The following is a 23,013-nucleotide window of genomic DNA, read 5'->3' on the forward strand; positions in this document are numbered from 1 at the left end:
CAACGGTGAGTCGCTCAATCTGAGCTGCTCTGAAGATAGTCTGTCGAGCAGAACATATTCAAGGCAGATCGTATTCCGAGATGCATGAACACGTACGATGGGTCCCATGACCAGTTCGTCGCCGGAGGCAGGAGCCCGGGCAGCTCGCGGAACCTCGGTCGAGGCTGACCTCGGCTGGGCGCTGGGCGTCGTGTTCCGGCGCTACGCGAAGACGGCGGCCGAGGCGCTGGCCGACGTACCGGGCGGGCCGCGGGGCTACCAGGTGCTGGCCACCAGCGTGAGCGAGGGCCCGAAGCGTCAGCTCGACCTGGCGGCCCAGCTCGACGTCGACCGCACGGTGATGACGTATCTCCTGGACGACCTGGAGAAAGCCGGTCTGGTGCAGCGGCAGGCGGATCCGAGTGACCGCCGGGCGCGCTTGATCGTGCCGACCGAGCAGGGCAGGGAGACTCTCTGCGACCTGGAGCGCCGGCTCTCGGCCAGCGAGGACGCCGTGATGGGCAGCCTCGACGACGGCGAGCGGATGATCTTCCGGATGCTGCTGCAGCGGATCGCCGTCCAGGCCGACCAGATCGACCCCCTACACAACGCCTGCGACCTCGCCGACGAGGCCCTGGACACCTGACCGCTCACGGACTGGGCGTGCGCGCGGTGCCCGGTCACCGCTGGACGGGCGGCCCGTGGTGCCGCCTGGCCTCCCAGCAACGGCTTTCAGCGCAGGGGGACGAAGCCGGACTCGTAGGCCTGGATGACTGCCTGGGTGCGGTCGCGGGCGCCCAGTTTGGCGAGCAGGTTGGCGACGTGGGTCTTGATCGTCTGGACGCCGAGGATGAGTTCGGCGGCGATCTCCGCGTTCGACAGGCCGCGCGCCATCAGGCGTAGTACCTCCTGCTCGCGTTCGGTGAGTTGGTACTCGTCGAGCCCGGTCGGCTGCTTCTGCTGCTCGTTCACATGCGCGAGAGCCAAGGCGCGGATCGCCTCGGGGAACAGCAGCGACTCGCTACCCGCGACCGTGCGGATCGCCGCGATGATGTCGTCCGGGGGAGTGCGCTTGAGCAAGAAGCCCGATGCGCCGGCCCGCAGTGCGTCGTACACGTAGTCGTCGTTCTCGAAGGTCGTGACGACCAGCACGCGCGGCGCGGGGTTGAGGCCGTCCAGCAGCAGACGGGTCGCCTGGATGCCGTCGACGGCGGGCATCCGGACGTCCATCAGGACGACGTCGGGCCGGGTACGGCGAACCACCGGCAGCACCTCGGCGCCGTCACCGGCCTCGCCGACGACCGTGAGGTCGGCCTCCGCGTCGATGATGGCGCGCAGGCCGCTCCTGATCAGCGGCTCGTCGTCCACCACGACCACCGAAATCTGCACTGTCTCCTCCATGTTCATCCCCACCTCAACCACCGTGTGTTCAACCGCGCCTCGTGGTGACGGCGACCGGGAGGGTCACCGCAAGCCGCCAGGTGCCGGCGACGAGGCCGGCTTCGACCGTGCCGCGCAGTACGGCGACCCTTTCACGAATCCCGGCCAGCCCACGGCCGCCGCCGGAGTGGTCGGTGGTGCCCGCGGTCACCGGGTTGGTCAGTTCCAGTTGCAGGCCGGACTCGTCGAGGTTGATCACCAGGTCGACACTGACCTCGTCGGCCGGTCGGCCCGCGTGCCGGATCGCGTTGGTGAGGCCCTCCTGGATGATCCGGTACGCCTCCCGCGAGACCGCCGCGGGCAACTCCTCGAGATCCCCGGTACGCCGTACGCCGACCGTGATGCCACCGGCGCGAGTCGCCTCGACCAACCTGGTGAGGTTGCCGAGTGTCGCCTGCGGCGCGGTCTGCGAGCCTGGCCGGCGATCGTCGCGGAGCAGCCCGAGAACGTGGTCCAGATCCGCGAGTGCGGCCCGGGCCGAAGTCTCCATCGCGGCCAGGGCGGTCTCGGCGAAGGCTGGATCGGTCGCCAGTACCCGCCGGGCGGCGGCCGCCTGGATGGTGACCAGGCTGAGCGCGTGACCCACGCTGTCGTGGAGCTCGCGAGCGAGTCGGTTGCGCTCGGCAAGGGTCGCGGTACGGCGTTCGAGCAGCTCGATCCGCTCGGCCGGGGTCGGCCCGAGCAGCCGCGGGGCTGCGTACGCGAGCAGGGCGCCGATGGCAGACGACAGCAGGAACAGCGCGACGATCGCCACGATGGTTGCCAGCGGCATCCACACGTCGGTCCAGCGGCCGGTGACCTGGTAGTTCAGGCCGGGCAGGAGTTCCCGCGAGCCGGGGGCGCGGAAGGGGGCCGCCAGCAACACGGCGCCGATGCCGAAGACGATCGTGGATAGGACGCCGACGAACCCGCCCGCGACCAGGTGGATGCAGAACCAGAGCGTGGTCCGCCGGCGCTGCGCCCAGGTCCGGGACGGGCCGAGCGGGCGCTCCTCGAACCGGACACCCAGCAACGACTCGACCGCGATCCCCTCCACCTCCCGAACGGCCGGCAGGGCACCGAGGATCAGGGGCGGGGCGGCCACGACGATCGCGGCGAGGATGCCGGTCAGGACGTTCGGCATGCCGAGGTCGTCGAGCAACGAGACGAGACCGCTGTCGACCAGGATGAAGGCGAGGACCAGAGCGGCACCGAGCAACAGGTAGACCCAGCGCAGGTAGGTCGACCCGCGCATCAACACATTCGCCACGAACTCATCCTCGCAGCCCGCCCCGGCCTCCCGGCTCCCTCCTCCGAGTGACCGCCGCCTACTGTCCTTCCACGGAGGTAGCACGCACTGCCGGCGTGCGCGCGAACAGATCTCGGTCCCACCGGCCGCGATCAAGGATGGCTCGGAGCAGAACAGAGTCGCCAAGGCGTTCCGACGCCTCGACCACCTGCTCGAGTGGCAAGGTCCCCAACCCCGCCTGATAGACATCCAGCGCCTGCTGGCGACGGAGTACCGCGCTCGCTCGGCGTACGTCGTCCTGGGCGGCGCGAACCTCCTCCAACTCCACACCACTTGCCACGCCGACCACCCGCCCAGACCCCACCGTCCGTGGCTTTCCCGGTCGCGAACGGTCAGCCTGCGCGACGAGCCGCTCCAATTCCGCCCGCGCCGCCGCGACATCAACCGCCCGGAGTCGAGCCCCAAGCACATCGAACTCACCTGCCGCAGCCTCGCGGACGGCCGCGCCGACCGCGACATGATCGGGATGCCCAGTCAGACCGTCGACACCAACGGTCACCACGAGCTGGGGTTGCAGCACCGTCAGCACTTGGCGAACGGCATCCGCCACCACCCTGCTGCCTGCGGCTGCAAGCGTCCCCGGCCCCACCCCGCCTCGGTCGACCCATCGCCCCGGCTCGCTCAGCCAGCCCCACTCCGCAATTCCCAGCAGCTCACAGGATCGGCCGAGTTTCGCTGTCCGAAGCGTCCGAGCGTCGACCTCACCGAGCGCTCGACTCTCCGCCGCCTCACCTCCGGTCGCGACGTGCAGCACCACCCGCCATCCCGCGTCGGCAAGCGCAATCGTTGCCGCTCCTGTCGCGAACACCTCATCGTCCGGGTGTGGATGCACCACCAGCGCCGTCCTCATCCCCACACCAAATCATCAGGTCGGAACGAACGATCAGCGTGGCCGGACCGTGCGTGGAGGGCAGGTCCGACTGCAGAAGGCCGCGCACGTGGGTGGGTGGCAACGATTCTGTGGGTGGTGGGATTGGGACGGCGGGGTCTATACGTTCGCGAGCTGAGCACAGTTCCCGTGGGTAGAGAGCGTTTGCATGATGGAGATCACAGTTGGTTCGGGTTTACACAAATTTGTCGTGGGTGGGGCACGTTGGGGGCTGACTGGCGTCGCGATCTGCTGTCCGGGCGGGTACGGTCTGTGGTCGGGGCGGGGTGCCGGCCCGGTGACGGGACGGCATGGGGAAGCGGCTCCAGGACGGGCGGCAGTCGGATTCTGAGGGGATCCGGACAGTGTCGGATGGTGCACGTAAAGACACTGTGAAGTCCCCGAGGGCCGATTGACCACCCTTCCATATTTGATGTTTGATCAAATATCGGAGAGGAGAGGTCCAGCATGAGGTTCAGACGTTCGGCCGTCGCCCTGGTGGCGGTCTTTGCACTCGCAACCGGAGTGAGCGCGTGCAATGCCGACAGCAAGGCAGGCACGGACGGGGACACGAAACTGGAGAAGGTCAGCTACCTGACCTCGTTCAAGACTTTCGGCCGTGAGGCCTATGCCTATGTCGCCCTGGAGAAGGGCTACTTCAAGGAAGCCGGCTTCGACGTCACCATCACGCCCGGCAGCGGCACCGTCGACGTGATGAAGCTGGTCGCCGGCGGTCAGGCCGACTACGGCATCGGGGACTTCACCGCGCTGGTGATCACGCTGGCCAAGCAGAAGCTGCCGGTCACCACGGTCGGGATGATCCACCAGCGCTCGATGGCCGCGATCGCCGCCTTCGAGGGCGGCAAGATCAAGGCCGGCGACCCCAAGTCGCTGGTCACCACGCCCAAGCTCCGGATCGGTGACCAGCCGGGTTCGACCAACCAGGTCACCTTCCCGCTCTACGCCAAGCAGGTCGGCATCCCCGAGGACGCCGTCGAGTTCGTTCCCTCCCCGCCCGGGGGTCTGCCCGCGCTGCTCGCTGCGGACAAGGTCGACGGCATCGGCCAGTTCGTGGTCGGCGTGCCGCTGCTCGAGGCGGCCGACAAGGACAAGAAGCGCAAGGCCGTCGTGCTGTCGTACGGCGCGAAGGTGCAGGAGCTCTACGGCAACTCGATCATCGTCCGGGACGACCTGGTCAAGGAGCACCCCGACCAGGTGAAGAAGTTCACCGCGGCCCTGCTCAAGGGTCTGGACGAGGCGATGAAGGACCCGGCGGCCGCCGCGCAGATCCTGAAGAAGTACGTTCCGGACACCAACGCCGAGGTGGCCACCAAGGAACTGGAGCTGATGAGGCCGTTCGTCAAGCCGGACAACTTCAAGGGTGCCTCGGGTGAGGTGGAGACGGCCCGGGTGCAGAGCATCATCGACGCCCTGACCAAGTACAAGGTCATCAAGGAGGGCTCGATGAAGCCGGCCGACGTGGTGGACGCCGCACTGGCACCCAAGGGCTGACATGATCCGGCTGGACGGTGTGGGACAGGTCTTCGAGGGTCGCGGGGGTCGGGTCCGGGCTCTCGAGAACATCGACCTGCACGTCCGGGAGAACGAGTTCGTCACGTTGATCGGCCGGTCCGGCTGTGGCAAGTCCACACTGCTCCGGCTGATCGCGGGACTGCTGTCGCCGACGTCCGGCGGGGTCGAGGTGGCCGGTGAGGCCGTCACCGGCCCGCGCCGGGACGTCTCCTTCATGTTCCAGCGACCGGCCCTGCTGCCGTGGCGGTCGGTCGTGTCGAACGTGATGCTGCCGGTGGAGATCTCCGGCGGCGACGCCGAGCGGGACAAGGCGCAGTACCGGGACCGGGCGCACGAGTTGCTCGAACTGGTCGGGCTGAAGGGGTTCGAGCGGCGGTTGCCGCACGAGCTGTCCGGCGGCATGCAGCAGCGCGTGTCGCTGTGCCGGTCGCTGATCCGCAGCCCCAAGGTGATGCTGATGGACGAGCCGTTCTCGGCGCTCGACGCGCTGACCCGGACCGAGCTGTCGGCGGAACTGCAACGGATCCAGATGGAGCTGGCCACCACGATCGTCTTCGTCACCCACTCGATCGAGGAGGCCGTCGTCCTGGCCGACCGGGTCGCGGTGCTGACCCCGCGGCCGGGGCGCCTGCGCGAGATCGTCACCATCGACATCCCGCGGCCGCGCACCCTGGGCCAGAACGCCCACCTGACCGAGGTGGCTCAGATCAGCGCGCACCTGCACAGCCTGCTGTCCGAGCAGGAGCGCCCCGTCGACCTGCCCGAGGCGCAGCGATGACGAAGCGCTCCTGGCTCACGCACTCCCGTGCTGCGGCGGTGCTGCTGCCGCTGGTCGGTCTGGTCCTGGCGCTCGGACTGTGGTGGCTTGCCACCATCGTGTTCTCGATCGAGGCCTACCTGCTGCCCAATCCGGGCGACGTGATTGCTGCCTTCCTGGCCCAGCCCGCATATCTGCTGGAGCACACCTGGGTCTCGCTGGTGGAGACGGTCGAGGGCTTCCTGCTGTCGATCGTGATCGGCGTACCGGTCGCGCTGCTGATCGTCCGGTCGGTGGTCGTCGAGCGGCTGCTCTATCCGTTGCTGCTGGCCGTCAACGCGATCCCGAAGGTAGCCATCGCGCCGCTGCTGGTGGTGTGGTTCGGGTTCGGTCAGGCACCGAAGGTGCTGATGGTGCTGCTGGTCGCCTTCTTCCCGATCGTGATCTCGACCGCCAGCGGGATGAAGTCGACACCGGTCGAGCTGGTCGAGCTGCTCAAGTCGCTGAACGCCAGCAAGTCGCAGGAGTTCTTCAAGTTGCGGCTGCGGTACGCGATGCCGCAGATCTTCACCGGCCTGAAGGTCGCGATCTCGCTGGCCGTGATCGGGTCGGTGATCGCCGAGTTCGTCGGCGCCACCTCCGGCCTGGGCTACGTGATCACCCAGTCGGGGGCCAATGCCGACACCGCGCTGGCCTTCGCCGCGATGACGATGCTCAGCATCGTGGCCATCGTCTTGTTCTACCTGCTCGTGCTGCTGGAGCACCTGCTGCTGCCGTGGGCACGGGAGACCAGGTGACCACCCAGGCCTCCGACGCCGATCGCCGCGTGCTCGTCCGGCCCGCTTGGCTGGAGGCAACCGTCTCCGCCGTCTTCGGCGCCCTCGGGTTCGAGCCGGCCGACGCGACCCGGATCGCGGTCGCGCTGGTCGAGGCCGACCTGCGCGGTGTCACCTCGCACGGCGTGATGCTCGTCCCGATGTACGTCGAACGCCTCAACGCCGGTGGGGTCACCCGGGAACACGAGCTGGACATCCTGCACGACGCCGGCGCGGCCCTGGTGGTCGACGCGCGCGGCGGGATGGGCCAGCTGTCCAGCCCGCAGGCGATGGGGCACGCGATCGAGCGGGCCGGGCGGTACGGGATCGGTCTGGTCTCGGTCCGCAGCGCGCACCACTTCGGCGCGGCCAGCCGGTGGGCGATGCAGGCGGCCCAAGCCGGCTGTCTGGGCATCGCGATGTCGAACACGACGCCGCTGATGCCGGCTCCCGGCGGGGCCGAGCGGATCGTCGGCAACAACCCGCTGGCGATCGCGGTACCGACCGACGGCGGGCCGGAGATCGTGCTCGACATGGCCCTGTCGGCTGTTGCCCTGGGCAAGATCCGGCTGGCGGCATCGGCGGGCCGGCCGATTCCCGACACCTGGGCCACCGACCCGTCCGGGCTTCCGACCACGGACCCGGAGGCCGCGGTACTGGGGATGTTGCTGCCCGCGGCCGGGCACAAGGGGTTCGGGCTGGCGTTGATGATCGACGTGCTGACCGGAGTACTGAGTGGTGGTGGCTGGGGTGACCAGGTGCGGCCGCTGTACCGGGAGCCGGATCGGCCGAACGACTGCGCGCATCTCTTCTTCGCGATCGACCCGGAACTTCTGGGTGGCGTCGAGGGGTTCCGGCAGCGGTCGTCCGCGCTGGCCGCGAAGGTGCATGCCAGTGCGACGGCTCCCGGAGTGGACCGGCTGTATGTGCCGGGGGAGATCGAGGCCGAACGCGCGGCGCAGCAGCGGCGCAACGGCGTACTGATCGAAAGGTCGGGGCTGGACGGTTTGCTGCAGGCCGCGCGGGCGGTCGGCGCCGTCGTCCCGACCGGAGGAGTGCTGAGCTGATGGCGAAGAGGCAACTGACCAGTGCGGCGCTGCGGAGCCCGAACGGGGTGTTCTCACAGGCGACCACGATCGAGGCGACCGGCCGGCTGGTGTTCGTGTCCGGGATGACCGCGCGGCGGCCGGACGGCAGCATCGCCGGCCTCGGCGACGTCCGCGAGCAGACCCGGCAGGTGTGCGAGAACGTGCAGGCCGCGGTCAGGGAGGCCGGCGGCACGCTGGACGACGTCTGCCGGGTGGATGTGTACGTCCGCAACATGGAGGACTTCGCCAAGATCCACGAGATCCGCGCGCAGTTCTTCCACGAGCCGTTGCCCGCCTCGACCATGGTCGAGGTCAGCAAGCTGGCCCACCCCGACTACCTGATCGAGATCAGCGCGATCGCGGTGATCCCATGAGCAAGCGAACAGACAAGACAGCCGGCCGACGCAGCCCGGGAGGGGGTGATCACGTGCGCGGCGTCGAGTGGACCTGACATGCGGTTCGTGACGATCGAACACGCCGGGCGGGAGTTGCCCGCCGTACTGGATGGCACTGGTGTGGACGGCGAGGACGTCGTCCTGCTGAACGCGGCCGACCTGGTCTCGGTGATCGAGGCGGGTCCGGCCGGGCTGGTTGCTGTGCGCAACGAGATCGCCACCGCCGAACGGTTGCCCTTGGCATCGGTCCGGTTGTGCGCGCCGTTGCGGCGGTTCCGCCGGGACATCCTGTGCACCGGCTGGAACTACTGGGACCACTTCGAGGAGAGCAAGGGCAAGCGCGAGGGCCAGGACGTCGACCGGCCTGACCACCCGACCTTCTTCACCAAGGGACCGGACGTCGTGGTCGGCCCGTACGACGAGATCGCGTACGACCCGGCGATCTCGGCCAAGTGGGACTACGAGGCCGAGCTCGCGCTGGTGATCGGCAAGGCCGGGCGCAGCATCCCCGTCGCCGACGCGCTCGACCACGTCTGGGGCTACACGCTGGCCAACGACGTGTCGCAGCGGGACCTGCAGCGTCAGCACGGCGGCCAGTGGCTCAAGGGCAAGAGCATCGACCAGACCATGCCGCTCGGCCCGTGGATCGTGACGGCCGACGAGTTCGGCGACCCGCAGGACGTGCACCTGCAGTGCCTGCTGAACGGTGTGGTGATGCAGGACGCCTCAACCAAGCAGATGGCGTACGACGTGGCGACGCTGATCAGCGAGCTCTCGTTCGGGATGACCCTGCGCCCTGGCGACCTGCTGTTGACAGGGACGCCGGCAGGGATCGGCAACGCGCGGGAGCCGCAGGTGTTCCTGGCGGAAGGCGACGAGGTGGTGACGCGGGCCGACAAGATCGGCGAGTTGCGCAACACCCTGGTCCGGCGGGACCTCGCATGAGCAGCCGGCTGGCCCTGCTGCCCGGCGGAGGCCGTGGTGGTCGCCGTACGTTGGCCGAGACGGCAGCGGCCGAGCTGCACCAGCTCATCCTGTCCGGCGAGCTTCCGAGCGGTACTCCGCTCCGCCTGGTCGAGCTGGCCAACCGGCTCGAGATGAGCCAGATGCCTGTCCGGGAAGGCCTCCGCCGGTTGGAGGCGCTCGGACTGGTCGACATCATTCCGCACAAGGGCGCCTGGGTGCGGGAACTGTCGATCGCGGACCTGCACGACACCCACGAGACCCGGCTGGCGCTGGAGAGTCTCGCAGTACGGGCTGCGGCTGAGCACTTCAGTGAAGAGGATGCGGAGAAAGCCCGTACTGCGCTGGACGAGCTCCTGCAGCTCTCGCGGTCGGAGGACTCCGTCGGAGCTCGGCAGGCGCATGCGGACTTCCACTTTGCCCTGTACCGGGCCGGTGGGTCGCAGTGGCTTGCCCGCGCTATCGAGCCGGTATGGCAGAACAGTGAGCGCTACCGGTTCGGGAGCCGCCAGACCGCCTTCCAGATCGAGCGGAACCGGCAGGAGCACCAGGCGATCCTGGATGCCTGTATCGCCCGTGACGCCGATGCTGCCGAGCGGGCGCTGCGCAACCACCTGGCTGGCGCAGTACAGCGGATCACCGAGACGATGACCTCCAACCTGACCGGGGTGGCGGGGCGGGGTCAGAATTTGCAGAGCTCCCAGCGCGAGGGGACGTCATGAAGGTGAGTTTCGACGCGACCGGCGAGGTTGTCGTCATCACAGGTGGAGCGCACGGCATCGGCGCTGCGCTGGCCTCCGCAGTGGCCGGCTGTGGCGGTACTGCGGTCGTATTCGACCTCACCCGTGGTCTTGGCCTTGCCGGTGTCGAGTACGTGGAGGTAGACGTCTCGGACCGGGAGGCCGTGCTCGAGGCGGTCAGTGGCGTGGTCGAGCGGCACGGCCGGATCGACGGGCTGGTCGCCGGCGCCGCAGTACAGCCGCGTGCCGCTGTGCTCGACACCGATCCCGAGCAGTGGACCCAGACGCTCAAGGTGAACCTGGACGGTGTCGTCTGGGTCTGCCAGGCGGTGGTCCCGCACATGGTGGAGCGCCGTACCGGGTCCGTGATCGTGTTCACGTCGGGGATGGCGGCGACCGGGTTCCCGGGCGCGGCGGCATACGCGTCGAGCAAGGCGGCCCTGGGTGCCTTCGCCCGGACACTGGCCGCCGAAGTCGCGGAGTACCGGGTCCGGGTGAACGTGATCGCGCCGGGGGTGGTCGACACCGAGCAGTTCCGTTCTGCGAACATCGGTGCGGACCTGGAGCACTGGCGTGACACGACCGGGATCGGCGACCCCGAGGATGTGGTCGGACCGTTGCTCTTCCTGTTGTCCGACGCGGCGGCGATGACCGGCTCGCAGCTGACCCGCGAGCGCGTCTTCGCCCGGCTAGACACCTTCAAGGAGTCCTGAGTGAGCGCTGACCACCAGCTGCCCGTCGCCGTCGTCGGCGCCGGGCCGATCGGCCTGACGACCGCGCTCGGCCTGGCCCACTACGGCGTGCCGTTCGTGCTGCTCGAGGAGGACGCGACGCTCTCCTCCGACACCAAGGCCGGTACGACGCTGACCCGGACGCTGGAGATCTGGGACCGGTACGGCGCGCTGGAGGGCATCCTCGAGGCCGCGCTGCGGATCGACGAGATCGGCGACATCGACCGGGCCACCAACACACCGCGGGCCTCGGTCCAGCTGGCCGAGCTGGTCAACGACACGCAGTACCCGTTTGTGATCAACCTGCCGCAGCAGCACATGGAGCCGATCCTGGAGGCCGCGCTGGAGCGGTCCGGTGGCGCCGGTGTCGTGCGCAAGCAGCACCGGCTGGAGTCCTTCGAGGTGCTCGACGACCGGGTGGTGCTGACGGTCTCCACCCCGGACGGGACGCGGGAGATCGAGGCGTCGCACCTGCTGGCCTGCGACGGCGGCCGCAGCAAGGTGCGAGACGCGCTGGGTGCGACGGTGACGGGGGAGACCCTGCCCGAGCGGTACATGCTGATCGACGTGGTGGTCGACCTGGACGTCTCGAACGCCCGCGACTACCCGTACCTGGCCTACTTCTCCGACCGGTCCGAGTGGATGGTGCTGATCCGCCAGCCCAACTGCTGGCGGTTCCTCTTCCCACTGGCCGAGGGCGCGGACCAGCCGGGCGAGGAAGACATGCTGGTGAAGGTCAAGCAGTTCATCGGCGAGGTGGACCGGATCGAGCTGCTCGGCTCGGTCGTCTACAACGTGCACCACCGGGTGGCCGACCGCTGGTCCGCCGAGCGCAAGGTGTTCCTGATGGGCGACGCGGCCCACCTGATCACCCCGATGTGGGCGCTGGGCCTCAACACGGGCGCGCTGGACGCCTCGAACCTGCCCTGGCGACTTGCCTGGGTAATGCGCGGATGGGCCGACCCGTCCTTGCTGGACGGGTACGAGCAGGAGCAGCGGCCGGTGGCGATCAACGGGTCGGGCGAGATGGCCGAGGCTGCCCGCAAGTACATGTCCCACCAGCGGGGCGCTGTCACCGCAGCCGGTAGCGACTGGGCGACGGCGTACACGCGCACGCTGCTCGGCGTACGGCTGGATGTGGACGGGGTGTGCGACTGGTCGATGGTGATGACCAGTGCCGAGCCGCCCGCAGTACGGGCCGGGGACAGGGCGCCTGACCTGGCGTTGCAGGGGCCGCGTGGACGGCAGACGATCCATGGGTTGTGCCGGGAGTCGTTCGTCGCGCTGTACTTCACCGACGTACGGCGGCGGCCTGCTGTGCCGGTCAACGACTCGCCTGCGCTGAAGCACTTCGCGGTGTCGCGGTGGGATGCACCGCTGGACTCCGGCCTTCGCGACCGCTCGCTGTTCGACCCGGGCAGCATCGCGACCAGCCGGTACGGCGTACCGGCTGACACCGTCGTACTGGTTCGGCCGGATGGGCATATCGCTGCAGTGGCTCCTATGGCGGCAGGTGTGGCCGAGGAGCTCTACACGGGGATCACTGGCCGTCCTGTACCGCGGGAGGGTGTCTGATGAGCTCCTTCGACGAGCAGTTGAGCGAGGTGCTGCTGCAGACGGACGACCTGGAGTGGGTCGAGAAGTCGCTGGCCGGGCTGTCGCACAAGATGCTGTGGCGGGACGAGGAGTCGGAGGCGTCGATCGCGCTGGTCCGCTTCGAGAAGGGCTCCGGGATTCCGGAGGCGCACCAGCACGCGTCGAACCAGTTCATGTTCTGCCTGTCCGGCCGGTACGTGTACCTGCCGACCGGGACGACCCTGACCAAGGGCAGCTTCTACTGGAACCCCAAGGGCGTCGTGCACGGGCCGACCAGGGCAGAGGAGACCTCTGTCCTGCTCGAGGTGTACGACGGGCCGCACTACCCGGTGCGGCCGTCGTTCTACGACAACGACGAGGATGCCCGCTGACATGGCCGGCTGGGACGTCCACACTCACCTCATACCGCCGACTGTGCTCGCGGCGGCCTATCAGGGGTTGTTCGGGCTTGCTGTGGATGACGGCTTCCTGCTGGTGGACGGTGAGCGGCTGCCGCTGAAGCGGCTGGCTGATCCCGCTGCACTGCTGGCGTGGGTCGACGAGCAGGAGCTGGACGGTGCTGTGGTCTCCGTGCCGCCTGCGCTGTTCCGCTACGACCAGGGCGTCGAGTGGGCCGCGCTGGTCAACCAGGGGATGCGGGAGTTGGCTACTCCGCAGCTGCGTGTGCTCGGACAGCTGCCGCTCCATGACCCGTCCGCTGCGGCCGTTGCTTCCGCACTGGCGAGCGAGGGCGTCTTCAGCGGCTTCGCCCTCGGTACTGCGGGCCTCACCGGGCCAGCCGCTGGGGCCGGGCCGGCTGGTACTGCGGGGGTTGCCGGGCTGGACGCTGTCTGGGAGGTGCTCCACGAGCTGGAGGCCTTCACCTTGATTCACCCGAGCCACAGCCACGACGAACGGCTCGGCAGGTACTACCTGTCGAACCTGCTGGGAAACCCTTATGAAACAGGGCTTGCCGTGGCGGAGCTGGTGTTCGGGGATGTTGTCGGGCGCTTCCCGGGGATCAGGTTCTGCCTGTGCCACGGTGGTGGCGTCACGGCCGCGCTGGCCGGCCGCTGGCAGCGCGGGATCGACACTGCACGACCAGGGATCGGACCACTCTCGCTGACGGTGCCGCAGGCGCTGCAGCGGTTCTATGTGGACGACCTGGTGCACGACGACGGCGTACGGGTGTTGCTGGGGGCGACCTTCGGTGCGGATCGGGTGCTGGCCGGGAGCGACTGGCCTTTCCCGATGGGCGATCAGGTGGACCGAGGCCGGGCGGCAGCTCGATCAACGGTGTGCGAGCAGCTCACCCGGCCGCTGAAGAAGGGGGGCTTTTCGGCGTGAACAGGGCTTTTCCGCAGGACCGAGATGTGATCAGATATCAAATCCAGGGACCCGCTGCAGGGTTGATCGACACGGGGATGAGCGGGGTGGCCGGATGAGTGTGCGACGGGGCTTGGCGCTTCGCTGCTATGGGCCCGGCCAGCAGTTGAAGATCGAGGAGCTGGAGTTCGCCGCCGGCGAAGGCGAGACGCTGGTGGAGATGCAGTACGCCGCCGTCACGCAGCTCGACCGGACCGTGCTGGCCGGCAAGCTGGCCCAGCAGATGCAGCCGCCGTTCATCCCGGGATCCGAGGGTGCCGGCGTAGTGGTGAGCTCAGGCGTCTATGCGGCCGGTACGCCGGTGGTGGTCCGTGGCGGAGGACTGGGGGTCTCCCGGTCCGGGACGTGGGGACAGCTGGCCGTAGTACCGGATCCGTCGGTGCACCTGCTGCCCAGTGGGCTGGATCCGGCTTCTGCTGTGGCGATGCTGGCTCCTGCGTTGACCGCGCACACCGCAGTACGGCGGGTCGGTCAGATCGTGCAGAACGAGACGGTCGTCGTCACCGGCGTCACCGGGCTGGTCGGCCAGCTGTGTGCCGCCGTGGCCCGGGCGGCCGGGGCGATGAAGGTGATCGGACTGGCCCGCAGCGACGAGTCAGTGGAGATGCTGGAGGGCCTGGTCGACCAGATCGTCCGGGTCGACGAGCTGGGTCAGGTCGGCCGCGAGCTGCCCTGGTGCAACGCGGTGATCGACACTGTCGGCGGTCCGGTCACCAGTGGGGTGATGAGCCACATCACGCCGGGCGGACGGCTGGTGGCGCTCGGCTACACGGCAGGGGAGTTCGCCACCCTCGACCTGCACCAGCTGATCGGCCGGGACCTGCGGGTGCTGCCGGTGAACATGCAGCGGACCACGATCGAGGCGGGGACCGTCACCGCCGTACTGACCGACATCGCGCCGTCACGGGTGCGCCCGGTGCTCGAGATCGTGGCTGCGCCGCAGGTGGAGGCTGCACTGGACCTGCTGGCCGCTGGGTCCGCGGACAGGCGGGTGCTGCTCGACCTCACCCGGTTCTGAGCTGCGGCGGCAGTTGGCACGGGTGTTTTTGAGACAGCGGGTGGGCAATCGGCGAGTGCGGGGGTCAGATGTGCCGCAGATTGCCCACGGGCAGTTACGGTTACCTCCCAGACGCGGTGCAGTGGAGGAGAGAGGCAGCCCACACCCCATGACCCGACGACTCGAGCTCACGCCCGGGGGACCGAGCGGCCGGCGCACACTCGCGGAGGAAGCCGCCGCCGAGTTGCACGAGCTGATCCTGTCCGGTGAGCTCCCGAGCGGTACCGCGCTGCGGCTGGAGGAGCTGGCCAAGCGACTCGACATGAGCCAGATGCCGATCCGCGAGGGGTTGCGGCGGATGCAGGCGCTCGGGCTGGTCGAGATCGTGCCGCACAAGGGCGCGTGGGTACGCGAGCTGTCGATGGAGGACCTCCGCGACACCCACGAGACCCGGCTCGCGCTCGAGACCCTCGCAGTACGGGCCGCGGCGAGCAGGTTCACCGATGCCGACGCGACGCTGGCCAGGGCGGCCCTGGCCGAGCATGTGCGGCTGTCGAAGGTGGGCGACATCATCGCCTCCCGGCAGGCGCACACGGAGTTCCACTTCGCGATCTACCGGGCCGGCGGCTCGCGGTGGTTACCGAGGGCGATCGAGCCGGTCTGGCAGAACAGCGAGCGGTACAGGTTCGGCTCACGGCAGACGAAGGCGCGGATCGAGCAGACCCGTCGCGAGCACCAGGCGATCCTGGACGCCTGCCTGGCCCATGACGAGCCCGGCGCCGAAGCGGCGCTGCGGGAACACCTCGAAGGCGCCATGCAACGCATCACCGAAACCATGGCCCGCCGCTACACCAAGGGGTGATGTCGAAAAGCCTGGCCCGGCTTCTACCTAGGGATGTGAGGGCCTCGTTGAGGCCCCAGAACCTGGGAGATACCCGAGATGAAGGTCGTTCTTGCTGTTGTCGTCGCAGCCGCCGCCGTGTTCGGGGTCAGCAGTGTCTGGTACGTCGTCTTCGCCAAGTCCCGGAGTGCTCTGCTCGGTTCTCCTGCCTCGGCTGAGGAGAAGCCGTCACCGGCCAAGGTGCTGCTGGAACTGGGACGGAGTGCGCTGGTGGCAGCCGTGATCGCCGGGCTGGCGTCCCAACTTGAGCTGACCAGTGTCGGCCCGGTACTCGTCCTGGGCCTCGCGCTCTTCGCCGGCTTCCCCTTCGTCCTGCTGACCGGCTCGGTCATCTGGGACGGCGTGAACCCTCGGCTTGCCGCCATCCACGCAGGCGACTGGTTGCTCAAGCTCCTGGTGATCAGCTTGGTGGTCGGCCTGTTCCGGTGACTAGGCCAGGTGCGCGGGGAAGCCGCCGGTGGCGACCGGGCCCCAGCGTTCGGGGGTGATGCGGATCAGGCACTTGCCCTGTTTGCGCATCGCCTCGCGGTACTCCTCCCAGTCCGGGTGCTCGCCCGAGATCGAGCGGAAGTACTCGACCAGCGGCTCCACCGCGTCCGGCAGGTCGATCACCTCGCCGCTGCCGTCGATCTGCACCCACGGGCCGTTCCAGTCGTCGGACAGCACGACGACGCTGGCCTGCGCGTCCCGCTTCACGTTGTTGCTCTTGGCCCGTTCCGGGTACGACGAGATGACGATCCGGCCCTCCGGATCGACGCCACCCGACACCGGCGAGGCCTGCGGCGTACCGTCCGCGCGGCGGGTGATCAGCAGCATGTGGTGGCGCGGGCGGACGAACTCCAGCAGCGCTTCGGTGTCGACCTCGGTGTTGGTGGCAATCGATCTCGGCATGGCTCTACCCTCTCAGATTCCGCCGCCTCGCCGGGGGTTCAGGGCGCCGCGGTTTCCTGCACGCTCAGCCAGCGCACGCCGTACCGGGCGGTGGGATCGGTGACCAGTACGGCGGTGGAGCGTCGCGACGTGCCGATCGAGTGCACCTCGAGGAACCGGCAGACGGCCACCTCGGCGGTCCGGATCGCCACCTCGAACTCCTCGATCCCGATCGTCAGCCCCGGTACTGCGTTGTTGCTGCCGGCCAGCGCCTCGTTCAGAGCCGCCAGGTCGAGTTGGTCGCCGTCGATGGTGACGAGCGAGAACTCCGGCAGATGGGCGGCCTGGATCGTGTCGAGCAGAGCCGGCCCGGCCTCGCTGCCCAGCCAGCGGGCCAAGTCGTCGTGGTGCTGCTCGACCTCGGCCAGAAGCTCTTTCACACCCGGTCCTTTCGCTGCAGATCCGCCACGGTGATCAGCTCCTCGAGCTCGTGGTCGGCGAGTTGGTTGATCAGTGCCTTGTAGCGCTGCGCCTCGGCCGTCGTGGGCTGCGTGCCGGCGAGGAGGTCGGGCAGCGCGAGTTCGTAGCCGCAGCGGGCGCGCGGTGAGTACCGGTGCCTGGTCCGGGCGACCGCCGAGGCGACCCGGATCGCGTGTTCGTTGCCTGGTGGCACGTTCGGGCGGTCCACTTCGCGGGCGGCGAACCGGAAGCCGTTCGCCAGATCGCAATTCGCGCAGCCGTGCGGTCCGGCGCCGAGGCGCGCGCCACACTCGTCGCAGGTGAGCCGGTCGAGTGCGCCGTCGACCACCCGCCAGTCGAACTCGGCGGGATCCTGCAGGACCAGCTCGGCCAGCTCCTGCTCGTCCGTCGTACCGAACTCGGCGCGGAGGTCTTCCCAGGCCCGGTCGATGCTCTGCTCGACTTCCCGTACCGCGTCCTGGTACCGCGGATGCTCGACCCTTCGCACGCCCGTGAGTCTAGTTGTCCACAGCTTGCTGGGCGGCCGATTGACAGGAGTCGAACAGGTGTTCGAACATGGGGGTGTGACGGGGACTTCTGCTGCTGAGCTGCCCGCGCGTCCGGCTGATCGGAGCCCGGTGACCGCGCTGGATCAAGCGCGCACGCTGCTCGCCCGGGCCAAGGAGCAGAAGGCCGCGCGGCTCCGGGAGGCGTCGGATGAGCGGGTGGTGCCGACCGTGCTGGCGCCACGGACGACCGAGACGCGGGTCCAGCAAGCGCTGGACACGGCCACCGTCGACCGGGCCCTGCCCACTCTGCCAGCCATCTCCGACCTTTTGCCCGGATCCGTACTGCGAGGTGGCTCGGTGTACTCCGTGCGCGGGTCCACGGCGCTGGTGATGGCGATGATGGCCGGGCCGTCCGCCGAGGGTGCCTGGTGCGGAGTGGTCGGGATGCCCTCGTTCGGGGCGGAAGCGGCCCGCGGGCTCGGCGTCGATCTCGAGCGGCTGGTGCTGGTGCCCGATCCGGAGCGTGACTGGCTGAGCGTCGTCGCCGCCCTGGTCGACGCCCTGACGGTCGTGGTGGTCCGGCCGCCGGGGGAGGTCACGCCGGGGGAGGCGTCCCGGCTGTCGGCCCGGCTGCGGACCAGAGGCGCGATGCTGATCGCGGTCGGCTCCTGGCCGGGCAGCGAAGCCCGCCTGGAGGTGCAGACCAACACCTGGACCGGCCTGGGCGAAGGCGAGGGCTACCTGACCGGTCGGCAGGCAACCGTCGCAGTCACCGGCCGAGGCGCCGCCGTCCGCCCCCAACAACACCACCTCTGGCTCCCAGCCCCCGACGGCACCATCCGCCCAGCCACTACCTCCACCCCCCAAGAAACCCCAACCCACTGGGAAGCCGTCAGCTAATGCGTACCCGCACTTCTTTGACCATGCCTCGCCATCCACGACGACGTTCTGTTGTTCCGCCTGTTGTTCCGCGGCCGAAGGCTGTTCCTCCGGTGCTTGTTCCGGAGGCGGCTGTTGGGCGGGAAGAGTTGGTATCGCTGGAAGCTGAGGCTCTTGCTTCGGCTGCGGGGAGTTGCTCGGACGAGCTGGTCCGTCTGCTCGAAGACGTCGCCCACCGCGGAGTCATCGGCTGATGAGCACACTCCGCACTTCGCCGCTCCACCCCCAGCCCGCCTCGCCTGCCAACCAGCCGGAGCGAGGGAATCGGGTGATGGTGGTGTGGATACCCGACTGGCCGGTCACGGCGGCTGCTGTGGCGGCAGGATGTTCGCCGGACGCGCCGCTCGCAGTCCTGGCGAAGGGGCGGGTCCTGGCCAGTTCGGCGACTGCCAGAGCCGAGGGGGTACGCCGTGGGTTGCGGGCGCGGGACGCGCAGTCGAGGTGTCCGGAGTTGGTGGTGCTGAAGTACGACCCGGTGATCGACGCCCGCGCCTTCGACCCGGTGATCAGCTGCCTGGAGGCGCTCACGCCAGGCATCCAGGTGATCCGCCCGGGGATGTGTGCCCTGAAGGCGCGCGGACCGAGCAGGTTCTACGGCAGCGAGGCCGCCGCGGCGGAGAAGCTGCTCGACCGGCTCGAGACGTTCGACGTACCGGGTGGCCGGGTCGGAGTCGCCGATGGGCCTTTCGCTGCCGAGCAGGCGGCTCGGGCGAGTTCGGCGCGGACGCGGGTGATGGTGATCCCGCGAGGTGGGTCGGCGGAGTTCCTCGCGCCGCTCACGGTCGACACACTCGAGCGGCCCGCGCTCACCGATCTGCTCCGCCGGCTCGGGCTGCGCTCGCTCGGTGCTTTCGCGCGCCTGCCCGCGACCGAAGTACTGACCAGATTCGGACCGGACGGCGAGTTTGCGCATCGGCTGGCCCGTGGTGACGACGACCGCCCGGTGGTCGCCCGGCAGGCGCCTCCCGAGCTGGCCCGCAAACTCGACTTCGAGCCGCCTGTGGATCGCGTCGACCAGGTCGCCTTCGCGGTGCGGTCCGTGGCCGACGAGCTCATCGAGCAACTGACCAAGGTCGGTCTCGTCTGCACCACTCTGCGGGTCGAGGTCGGCACCGAGTCGGGTCAGGTGCACGAGCGGGAGTGGTTGCATCCCCGCTGGTTCAGCGCCACCGATCTCGTCGATCGGGTCCGCTGGCAACTGCAGGGCAGCGGTACTGCGACCAGTGAGCTGACGTCAGCGGTGGTGCGGATCCGGCTGATCCCGGAGCAGATCGACCCGGTCGGCGCCCATGCCGAAGGCCTCTGGGGAGGCGGCCCGGACGAGCGGATCCACCGGGCGCTGTCCCGGGTGCAGAGCATGCTCGGGCACGGCGGGGTCGTCTCGGTCGTGGTCGGCGGCGGAAGAGGATTCCTGGAGCGGCAGACGCTGATCCCTTGGGGCGATCGCCCGGTACCGGCCAATCCGCCGGAGCTCCCGTGGCCAGGCGCGATCACCGAGACCGGGAGCCGCTGGCCGACCCCGGCGCCCAGCTCGGTCTATCCGGTACCGAAACCCGCGGAGGTGCTCTCGGCGGACGGCCGCCAGGTCTCGGTGAGCGCCCGCGGCGTGCTGTCCGGTGCTCCGGCCGCCTTCCGCTTCGAACCGGCACCACAAGTTGCCGATAGCAACAAACTTCACCCGGTCGTCGCCTGGGCCGGTCCTTGGCCGGTGGACGAACACTGGTGGGATCCCGCCGCCGAGAACCGCCTGGCTCGCTTCCAGCTGGTAGGCGCCGACGGGCGCGCCTGGCTTTTCGCGGTCCGCAACAACCAGTGGTGGACAGAAGCCAGTTATGACTGATCGCACCACCCGGCATCACCTCCCACCCATCCACAGACACCACAAGTACTCCGCCGCACGCCAGCCGTCGTTCGCTCCACGGCGCCTGCTCGTCTCCCAACGGCAGCGCAACCGGCTCCCGGTCCAGCGTCATCTGTGGATTGCCCGGCGCCACCTGCTCGCCGCGCATCGCCAGCGCCATCGGCTGGCCGCCCAGCATCACCTCTTCTGCGCTCGCCGCCATTTACTCGCCGCGGCAGAGCTGTGGGATCAAAGAGTGCGGAGGCCCGCGATCAGGAGATTGACCATGCGGCGGGCGTCGTAGCGGGAATCGCCGTCGGCGCCGATGCACAGGTTGCCTACTCCGCGCATCAGTTCGTAGGCCTCGGTGCCGGGCTGGATCTCGCCTGCAGCCGCGGCGGCGTCGAGTAGCTCGGCACAGACGGGAACGAGCCGGTCGATGAACCGCGCGTGCAGAGTCTGGAAGGCGGCGTCGTCGGACTGGATCGCCTTGGCCAGGCCGTGTTTGGTCACCAGGAAGTCGACGAACAGGTCGATCCAGCTCGCCAGCGCGGCGTGCGGCGTACTGGAGCTGGCCAGCAGTGCCGGGCCGGCCTCGGCGCACGCCTCGATCTGGTGCTCGTAGACGGCGACGATGAGATCGGCGCGGGTCGGGAAGTGGCGGTAGATCGTGCCGACCCCCACGCCGGCCCTGGCCGCGATGTCCCGGACGGGCACGTCGACACCGGACGCGACGAACGCCTCGGCCGCCGCATCCAGCAACGTCTTCTCGTTCCGCCGAGCATCAGCCCGCTTCCGCGGCGCAGCCACGTCGCGCCCGCCATCGGACTGCTTCGGCGGCGCAGGCGTGTCGCGCCCCGCGTCTGCTCGCTTCCGCGCAGTGGGCACCCCCGAGCCGTCTTTGCTGTCAGCCACCGTGCCGTCCTCCGGTTTGCAAACGGAACAACGTTCCGTATAGTCGTTAACGGAACATCGTTCCGCTTCGCTCTCATGATGCCAGAGTCTTCAGGAGGAATCACCATGCAGTACCGCACGTTGGGCCGGACCGGCGTACAGGTCAGTACTCTCGCGCTCGGCGCGATGAACTTCGGGCAGATCGGCCGCACCACCCAGGACGAGGCCACCGCCATCGTCGACGCCGCGCTCGAAGCCGGGGTCAACCTCATCGACACAGCCGACATGTACAGCCAGGGCGAGTCCGAGGAGATGGTCGGCAAGGCCATCGCCGGCCGCCGGGACGAGATCGTGCTGGCCACCAAGGCAACCATGCCGATGGGTGCCGAGCGCAACCATCGGGGCAGTTCGCGTCGCTGGATCGTCACAGCACTCGACGACAGCCTGCGCCGGCTCGGGGTCGACCATGTCGATCTCTACCAGATGCATCGGTGGGACCCGGCGACCAGCGACGAGGAGACGCTCTCGGCCCTGACCGATCTGCAACGCGCCGGGAAGATCCGGTACTTCGGCAGCTCGACGTTCCCGGCGTACCGGATCGTGCAGGCCGAATGGGCCGCCCGGGCGAACCACTTGAGTCGCTATGTCACCGAGCAGCCCAGCTATTCGATCCTCCAGCGCGGCATCGAGACGCACGTGCTGCCCGTGACCGCGGAGTACGGGCTCGGCGTGCTCGCATGGAGCCCGTTGGCGTCGGGGTGGCTGTCGGGTGCGATCCGCGAAGGCCGCGAGATCACCACCAGTCGCTCGGCGATCCTGCCGGAACGCTTCGATCTCACCCTCGCCGCCAATCGCGCCAGGCTCGAAGCGGTGGAGCGGTTGGCGAAGGTCGCCGACGAGGCAGGGCTGACGATGATCCAGTTGGCGCTCGGTTTCGTCACCGCCCATCCGGCCGTCACCAGCGCCATCATCGGCCCGCGCACGCTGGAGCACCTGCGGTCACAGCTCGCCGCGGCCGACACCGTCCTGCCCGGCGACCTGCTCGACGCCATCGATGAAATCGTTGCCCCCGGCACTGACCTGGCTCCGCAGGAGAAGTTCGACGCCCCGCCTGCCCTGCTCGACCCCAGCCTCCGCCGCCGCTGATCCGCATTCGCGGAAAGGAGTTTCATGCCACCGAGTTGCGGGATCATGACCGCCGCACAACAGGTCTCGTACGCCGAAGTGCTCCGGGTCTGGCGCGAGGCTGATGCGATCCCGGCGATCGAGCACGCCTGGCTGTTCGATCACCTGATGCCGATCGGCGGTGATCCGGACGGCCCGATCCTGGAAGGCTGGACGTTGCTGTCGGCCCTGGCCGCGCAGACCCAGCGCCTGCGCCTCGGCCTCCTTGTGACGAGCAACCGCTTCCGCCCACCCGCGCTGCTGGCCAAGATCGCCACGACCGTCGACATCGTCTCCGCCGGCCGGCTCGACTTCGGGATCGGCGCCGGCTCCCGCCCCAGCGTTCCGGCCGCCCGACGCGAGTACGACGCCCACGGCCTCCCGTACAACGACGCCGCCCACGCCGTGGCCAGCCTCGCCGAGGCGTGCACAATCATCCGCCGCCTGTGGACCGAGACCGAGCCGTTCGACTTCCAGGGCAGCCATCACAACCTCACCACGGCGTTCGGCAACCCGAAGCCTGTCCAGCGCCCGCACCCGCCGATCATGATCGGCGGACGGTCGAAGGCGACGCTGCGCGTGGTCGCCGAGCACGCCGACCTCTGGAACCACACCGGCGAAGACCTGGACGATGCCGTCAGCCGCAGCGCGTTACTGGACAAGTACTGCGCCGAGATCGGCCGCGACCCAGCCTCGATCACTCGCTCGATCCACCTGCCGGTGTCCTATGAGCAGCCCGTCGCCACTCGCGAAGCGATCACCAAGGCCGGCCATGCCGGTTTCCAGCACGTCATCCTCGGCCTTCCGGCGCCCTATCCCGCAGGTGTTGCTCAGTGGGTCGCCGATGAAATCATCCTGAAGTCGGCGTAGCTGTCGATCGGG

At 69.0% G+C, this 23,013-nt stretch carries 26 protein-coding genes; 19 read left to right on the forward strand and 7 right to left on the reverse strand.

Annotated elements, in window-relative coordinates:
• Positions 1-106: 106 nt before the first annotated feature.
• Positions 107-625, forward strand: coding sequence for a MarR family winged helix-turn-helix transcriptional regulator (locus tag ACQPYM_RS18990; RefSeq protein WP_433022435.1), 519 nt, complete (start codon positions 107-109; stop codon positions 623-625).
• Between the two features lie 86 nt (positions 626-711).
• Here the strand turns inward: ACQPYM_RS18990 and ACQPYM_RS18995 are convergent, their stop codons facing one another.
• The 3 genes from ACQPYM_RS18995 to ACQPYM_RS19005 are packed head-to-tail and all read right to left on the reverse strand — an operon-like array spanning position 712 to position 3,557.
• Positions 712-1,380, reverse strand: coding sequence for a response regulator transcription factor (locus ACQPYM_RS18995; protein ID WP_433022437.1), 669 nt, complete (start codon positions 1,378-1,380; stop codon positions 712-714).
• A 28-nt stretch (positions 1,381-1,408) separates the two neighbouring features.
• A complete protein-coding gene (locus tag ACQPYM_RS19000) occupies positions 1,409-2,668 on the reverse strand; it encodes a sensor histidine kinase (protein ID WP_433022439.1) in 1,260 nt (419 codons plus the stop codon).
• A 58-nt stretch (positions 2,669-2,726) separates the two neighbouring features.
• Positions 2,727-3,557 carry a PIG-L deacetylase family protein gene (locus ACQPYM_RS19005; protein ID WP_433022441.1) on the reverse strand — a complete coding sequence of 277 codons (831 nt, stop codon included), beginning with the start codon at positions 3,555-3,557 and terminating at the stop codon, positions 2,727-2,729.
• Between the two features lie 486 nt (positions 3,558-4,043).
• On the opposite strand from ACQPYM_RS19005, the gene ACQPYM_RS19010 reads away from it, so the two are divergent.
• From ACQPYM_RS19010 to ACQPYM_RS19075, 14 genes are all read left to right on the forward strand, one after another.
• Positions 4,044-5,087, forward strand: a complete 1,044-nt coding sequence (locus ACQPYM_RS19010; RefSeq protein WP_433022443.1) for an ABC transporter substrate-binding protein — start codon at positions 4,044-4,046, stop codon at positions 5,085-5,087.
• A 1-nt stretch (position 5,088) separates the two neighbouring features.
• The gene (locus tag ACQPYM_RS19015; protein ID WP_433022445.1) at positions 5,089-5,886 is read left to right on the forward strand and encodes an ABC transporter ATP-binding protein; all 798 of its coding nucleotides are present in this window, start codon (positions 5,089-5,091) and stop codon (positions 5,884-5,886) included.
• Complete coding sequence (locus ACQPYM_RS19020; protein WP_433022447.1) at positions 5,883-6,662, forward strand: ABC transporter permease; 780 nt, start codon at positions 5,883-5,885, stop codon at positions 6,660-6,662. Before ACQPYM_RS19015 ends, ACQPYM_RS19020 begins: the two co-directional genes overlap by 4 nt.
• Positions 6,659-7,747 carry an Ldh family oxidoreductase gene (locus tag ACQPYM_RS19025; RefSeq protein WP_433022449.1) on the forward strand — a complete coding sequence of 363 codons (1,089 nt, stop codon included), beginning with the start codon at positions 6,659-6,661 and terminating at the stop codon, positions 7,745-7,747. The genes ACQPYM_RS19020 and ACQPYM_RS19025 overlap by 4 nt, the downstream gene beginning before the upstream one ends.
• The gene (locus tag ACQPYM_RS19030; RefSeq protein WP_433022451.1) at positions 7,747-8,142 is read left to right on the forward strand and encodes a RidA family protein; all 396 of its coding nucleotides are present in this window, start codon (positions 7,747-7,749) and stop codon (positions 8,140-8,142) included. Before ACQPYM_RS19025 ends, ACQPYM_RS19030 begins: the two co-directional genes overlap by 1 nt.
• A 78-nt stretch (positions 8,143-8,220) precedes the next feature.
• Positions 8,221-9,108 (forward strand): fumarylacetoacetate hydrolase family protein, encoded by an 888-nt coding sequence (locus tag ACQPYM_RS19035; protein ID WP_433022452.1) that lies wholly within the window; start codon positions 8,221-8,223, stop codon positions 9,106-9,108.
• On the forward strand, positions 9,105-9,848 hold the full coding sequence (locus tag ACQPYM_RS19040; protein ID WP_433022454.1) for a GntR family transcriptional regulator: 744 nt from the start codon (positions 9,105-9,107) through the stop codon (positions 9,846-9,848). The genes ACQPYM_RS19035 and ACQPYM_RS19040 overlap by 4 nt, the downstream gene beginning before the upstream one ends.
• Positions 9,845-10,579, forward strand: coding sequence for an SDR family NAD(P)-dependent oxidoreductase (locus tag ACQPYM_RS19045; protein ID WP_433022456.1), 735 nt, complete (start codon positions 9,845-9,847; stop codon positions 10,577-10,579). Before ACQPYM_RS19040 ends, ACQPYM_RS19045 begins: the two co-directional genes overlap by 4 nt.
• Positions 10,580-12,172: an FAD-dependent monooxygenase gene (locus ACQPYM_RS19050; RefSeq protein ID WP_433022458.1), complete on the forward strand. Its 1,593-nt coding sequence runs from the start codon at positions 10,580-10,582 to the stop codon at positions 12,170-12,172.
• Positions 12,172-12,564 carry a cupin domain-containing protein gene (locus tag ACQPYM_RS19055; protein ID WP_433022460.1) on the forward strand — a complete coding sequence of 131 codons (393 nt, stop codon included), beginning with the start codon at positions 12,172-12,174 and terminating at the stop codon, positions 12,562-12,564. Before ACQPYM_RS19050 ends, ACQPYM_RS19055 begins: the two co-directional genes overlap by 1 nt.
• Positions 12,554-13,519 carry an amidohydrolase family protein gene (locus ACQPYM_RS19060; RefSeq protein WP_433022462.1) on the forward strand — a complete coding sequence of 322 codons (966 nt, stop codon included), beginning with the start codon at positions 12,554-12,556 and terminating at the stop codon, positions 13,517-13,519. Before ACQPYM_RS19055 ends, ACQPYM_RS19060 begins: the two co-directional genes overlap by 11 nt.
• Positions 13,520-13,613: 94 nt before the next feature.
• Positions 13,614-14,576: a zinc-binding dehydrogenase gene (locus ACQPYM_RS19065; protein WP_433022464.1), complete on the forward strand. Its 963-nt coding sequence runs from the start codon at positions 13,614-13,616 to the stop codon at positions 14,574-14,576.
• Positions 14,577-14,724: 148 nt separating this feature from the next.
• Positions 14,725-15,417 carry a GntR family transcriptional regulator gene (locus ACQPYM_RS19070; protein ID WP_433022466.1) on the forward strand — a complete coding sequence of 231 codons (693 nt, stop codon included), beginning with the start codon at positions 14,725-14,727 and terminating at the stop codon, positions 15,415-15,417.
• Positions 15,418-15,495: 78 nt separating this feature from the next.
• Positions 15,496-15,885 carry a DUF1761 domain-containing protein gene (locus ACQPYM_RS19075; protein WP_433022468.1) on the forward strand — a complete coding sequence of 130 codons (390 nt, stop codon included), beginning with the start codon at positions 15,496-15,498 and terminating at the stop codon, positions 15,883-15,885.
• Here the strand turns inward: ACQPYM_RS19075 and ACQPYM_RS19080 are convergent, their stop codons facing one another.
• Genes ACQPYM_RS19080 through ACQPYM_RS19090 form a run of 3 tightly spaced genes read right to left on the reverse strand, consistent with a single transcriptional unit; the run spans position 15,886 to position 17,293 of the window.
• On the reverse strand, positions 15,886-16,347 hold the full coding sequence (locus ACQPYM_RS19080) for a PPOX class F420-dependent oxidoreductase (RefSeq protein WP_433022470.1): 462 nt from the start codon (positions 16,345-16,347) through the stop codon (positions 15,886-15,888).
• A 38-nt stretch (positions 16,348-16,385) separates the two neighbouring features.
• Positions 16,386-16,766 (reverse strand): hypothetical protein, encoded by a 381-nt coding sequence (locus ACQPYM_RS19085; protein WP_433022472.1) that lies wholly within the window; start codon positions 16,764-16,766, stop codon positions 16,386-16,388.
• Positions 16,763-17,293, reverse strand: coding sequence for a hypothetical protein (locus ACQPYM_RS19090; protein WP_433022474.1), 531 nt, complete (start codon positions 17,291-17,293; stop codon positions 16,763-16,765). Before ACQPYM_RS19090 ends, ACQPYM_RS19085 begins: the two co-directional genes overlap by 4 nt.
• A 76-nt stretch (positions 17,294-17,369) precedes the next feature.
• Here ACQPYM_RS19090 and ACQPYM_RS19095 point away from each other — a divergent pair, with 76 nt between their 5' ends.
• Positions 17,370-18,194, forward strand: a complete 825-nt coding sequence (locus tag ACQPYM_RS19095; protein ID WP_433022476.1) for a hypothetical protein — start codon at positions 17,370-17,372, stop codon at positions 18,192-18,194.
• Positions 18,195-18,426: 232 nt separating this feature from the next.
• Positions 18,427-20,073, forward strand: a complete 1,647-nt coding sequence (locus ACQPYM_RS19100) for a DNA polymerase Y family protein (protein ID WP_433022477.1) — start codon at positions 18,427-18,429, stop codon at positions 20,071-20,073.
• 249 nt (positions 20,074-20,322) lie between these two features.
• Here ACQPYM_RS19100 and ACQPYM_RS19105 read toward each other — a convergent pair whose 3' ends face one another.
• Positions 20,323-20,988: a TetR/AcrR family transcriptional regulator gene (locus ACQPYM_RS19105; protein ID WP_433022479.1), complete on the reverse strand. Its 666-nt coding sequence runs from the start codon at positions 20,986-20,988 to the stop codon at positions 20,323-20,325.
• A gap of 105 nt (positions 20,989-21,093) precedes the next feature.
• Between ACQPYM_RS19105 and ACQPYM_RS19110 the strand changes: the two genes are divergently transcribed.
• Entirely contained in the window at positions 21,094-22,113 is a 1,020-nt protein-coding gene (locus ACQPYM_RS19110; protein ID WP_433022481.1) for an aldo/keto reductase, read from the forward strand.
• Between the two features lie 45 nt (positions 22,114-22,158).
• Positions 22,159-23,001 carry an LLM class flavin-dependent oxidoreductase gene (locus tag ACQPYM_RS19115; protein WP_433022483.1) on the forward strand — a complete coding sequence of 281 codons (843 nt, stop codon included), beginning with the start codon at positions 22,159-22,161 and terminating at the stop codon, positions 22,999-23,001.
• Positions 23,002-23,013 lie beyond the last annotated feature (12 nt).

The sequence above is a fragment of the Kribbella sp. CA-294648 genome, from assembly GCF_050943845.1.
Classification (GTDB): domain Bacteria; phylum Actinomycetota; class Actinomycetes; order Propionibacteriales; family Kribbellaceae; genus Kribbella.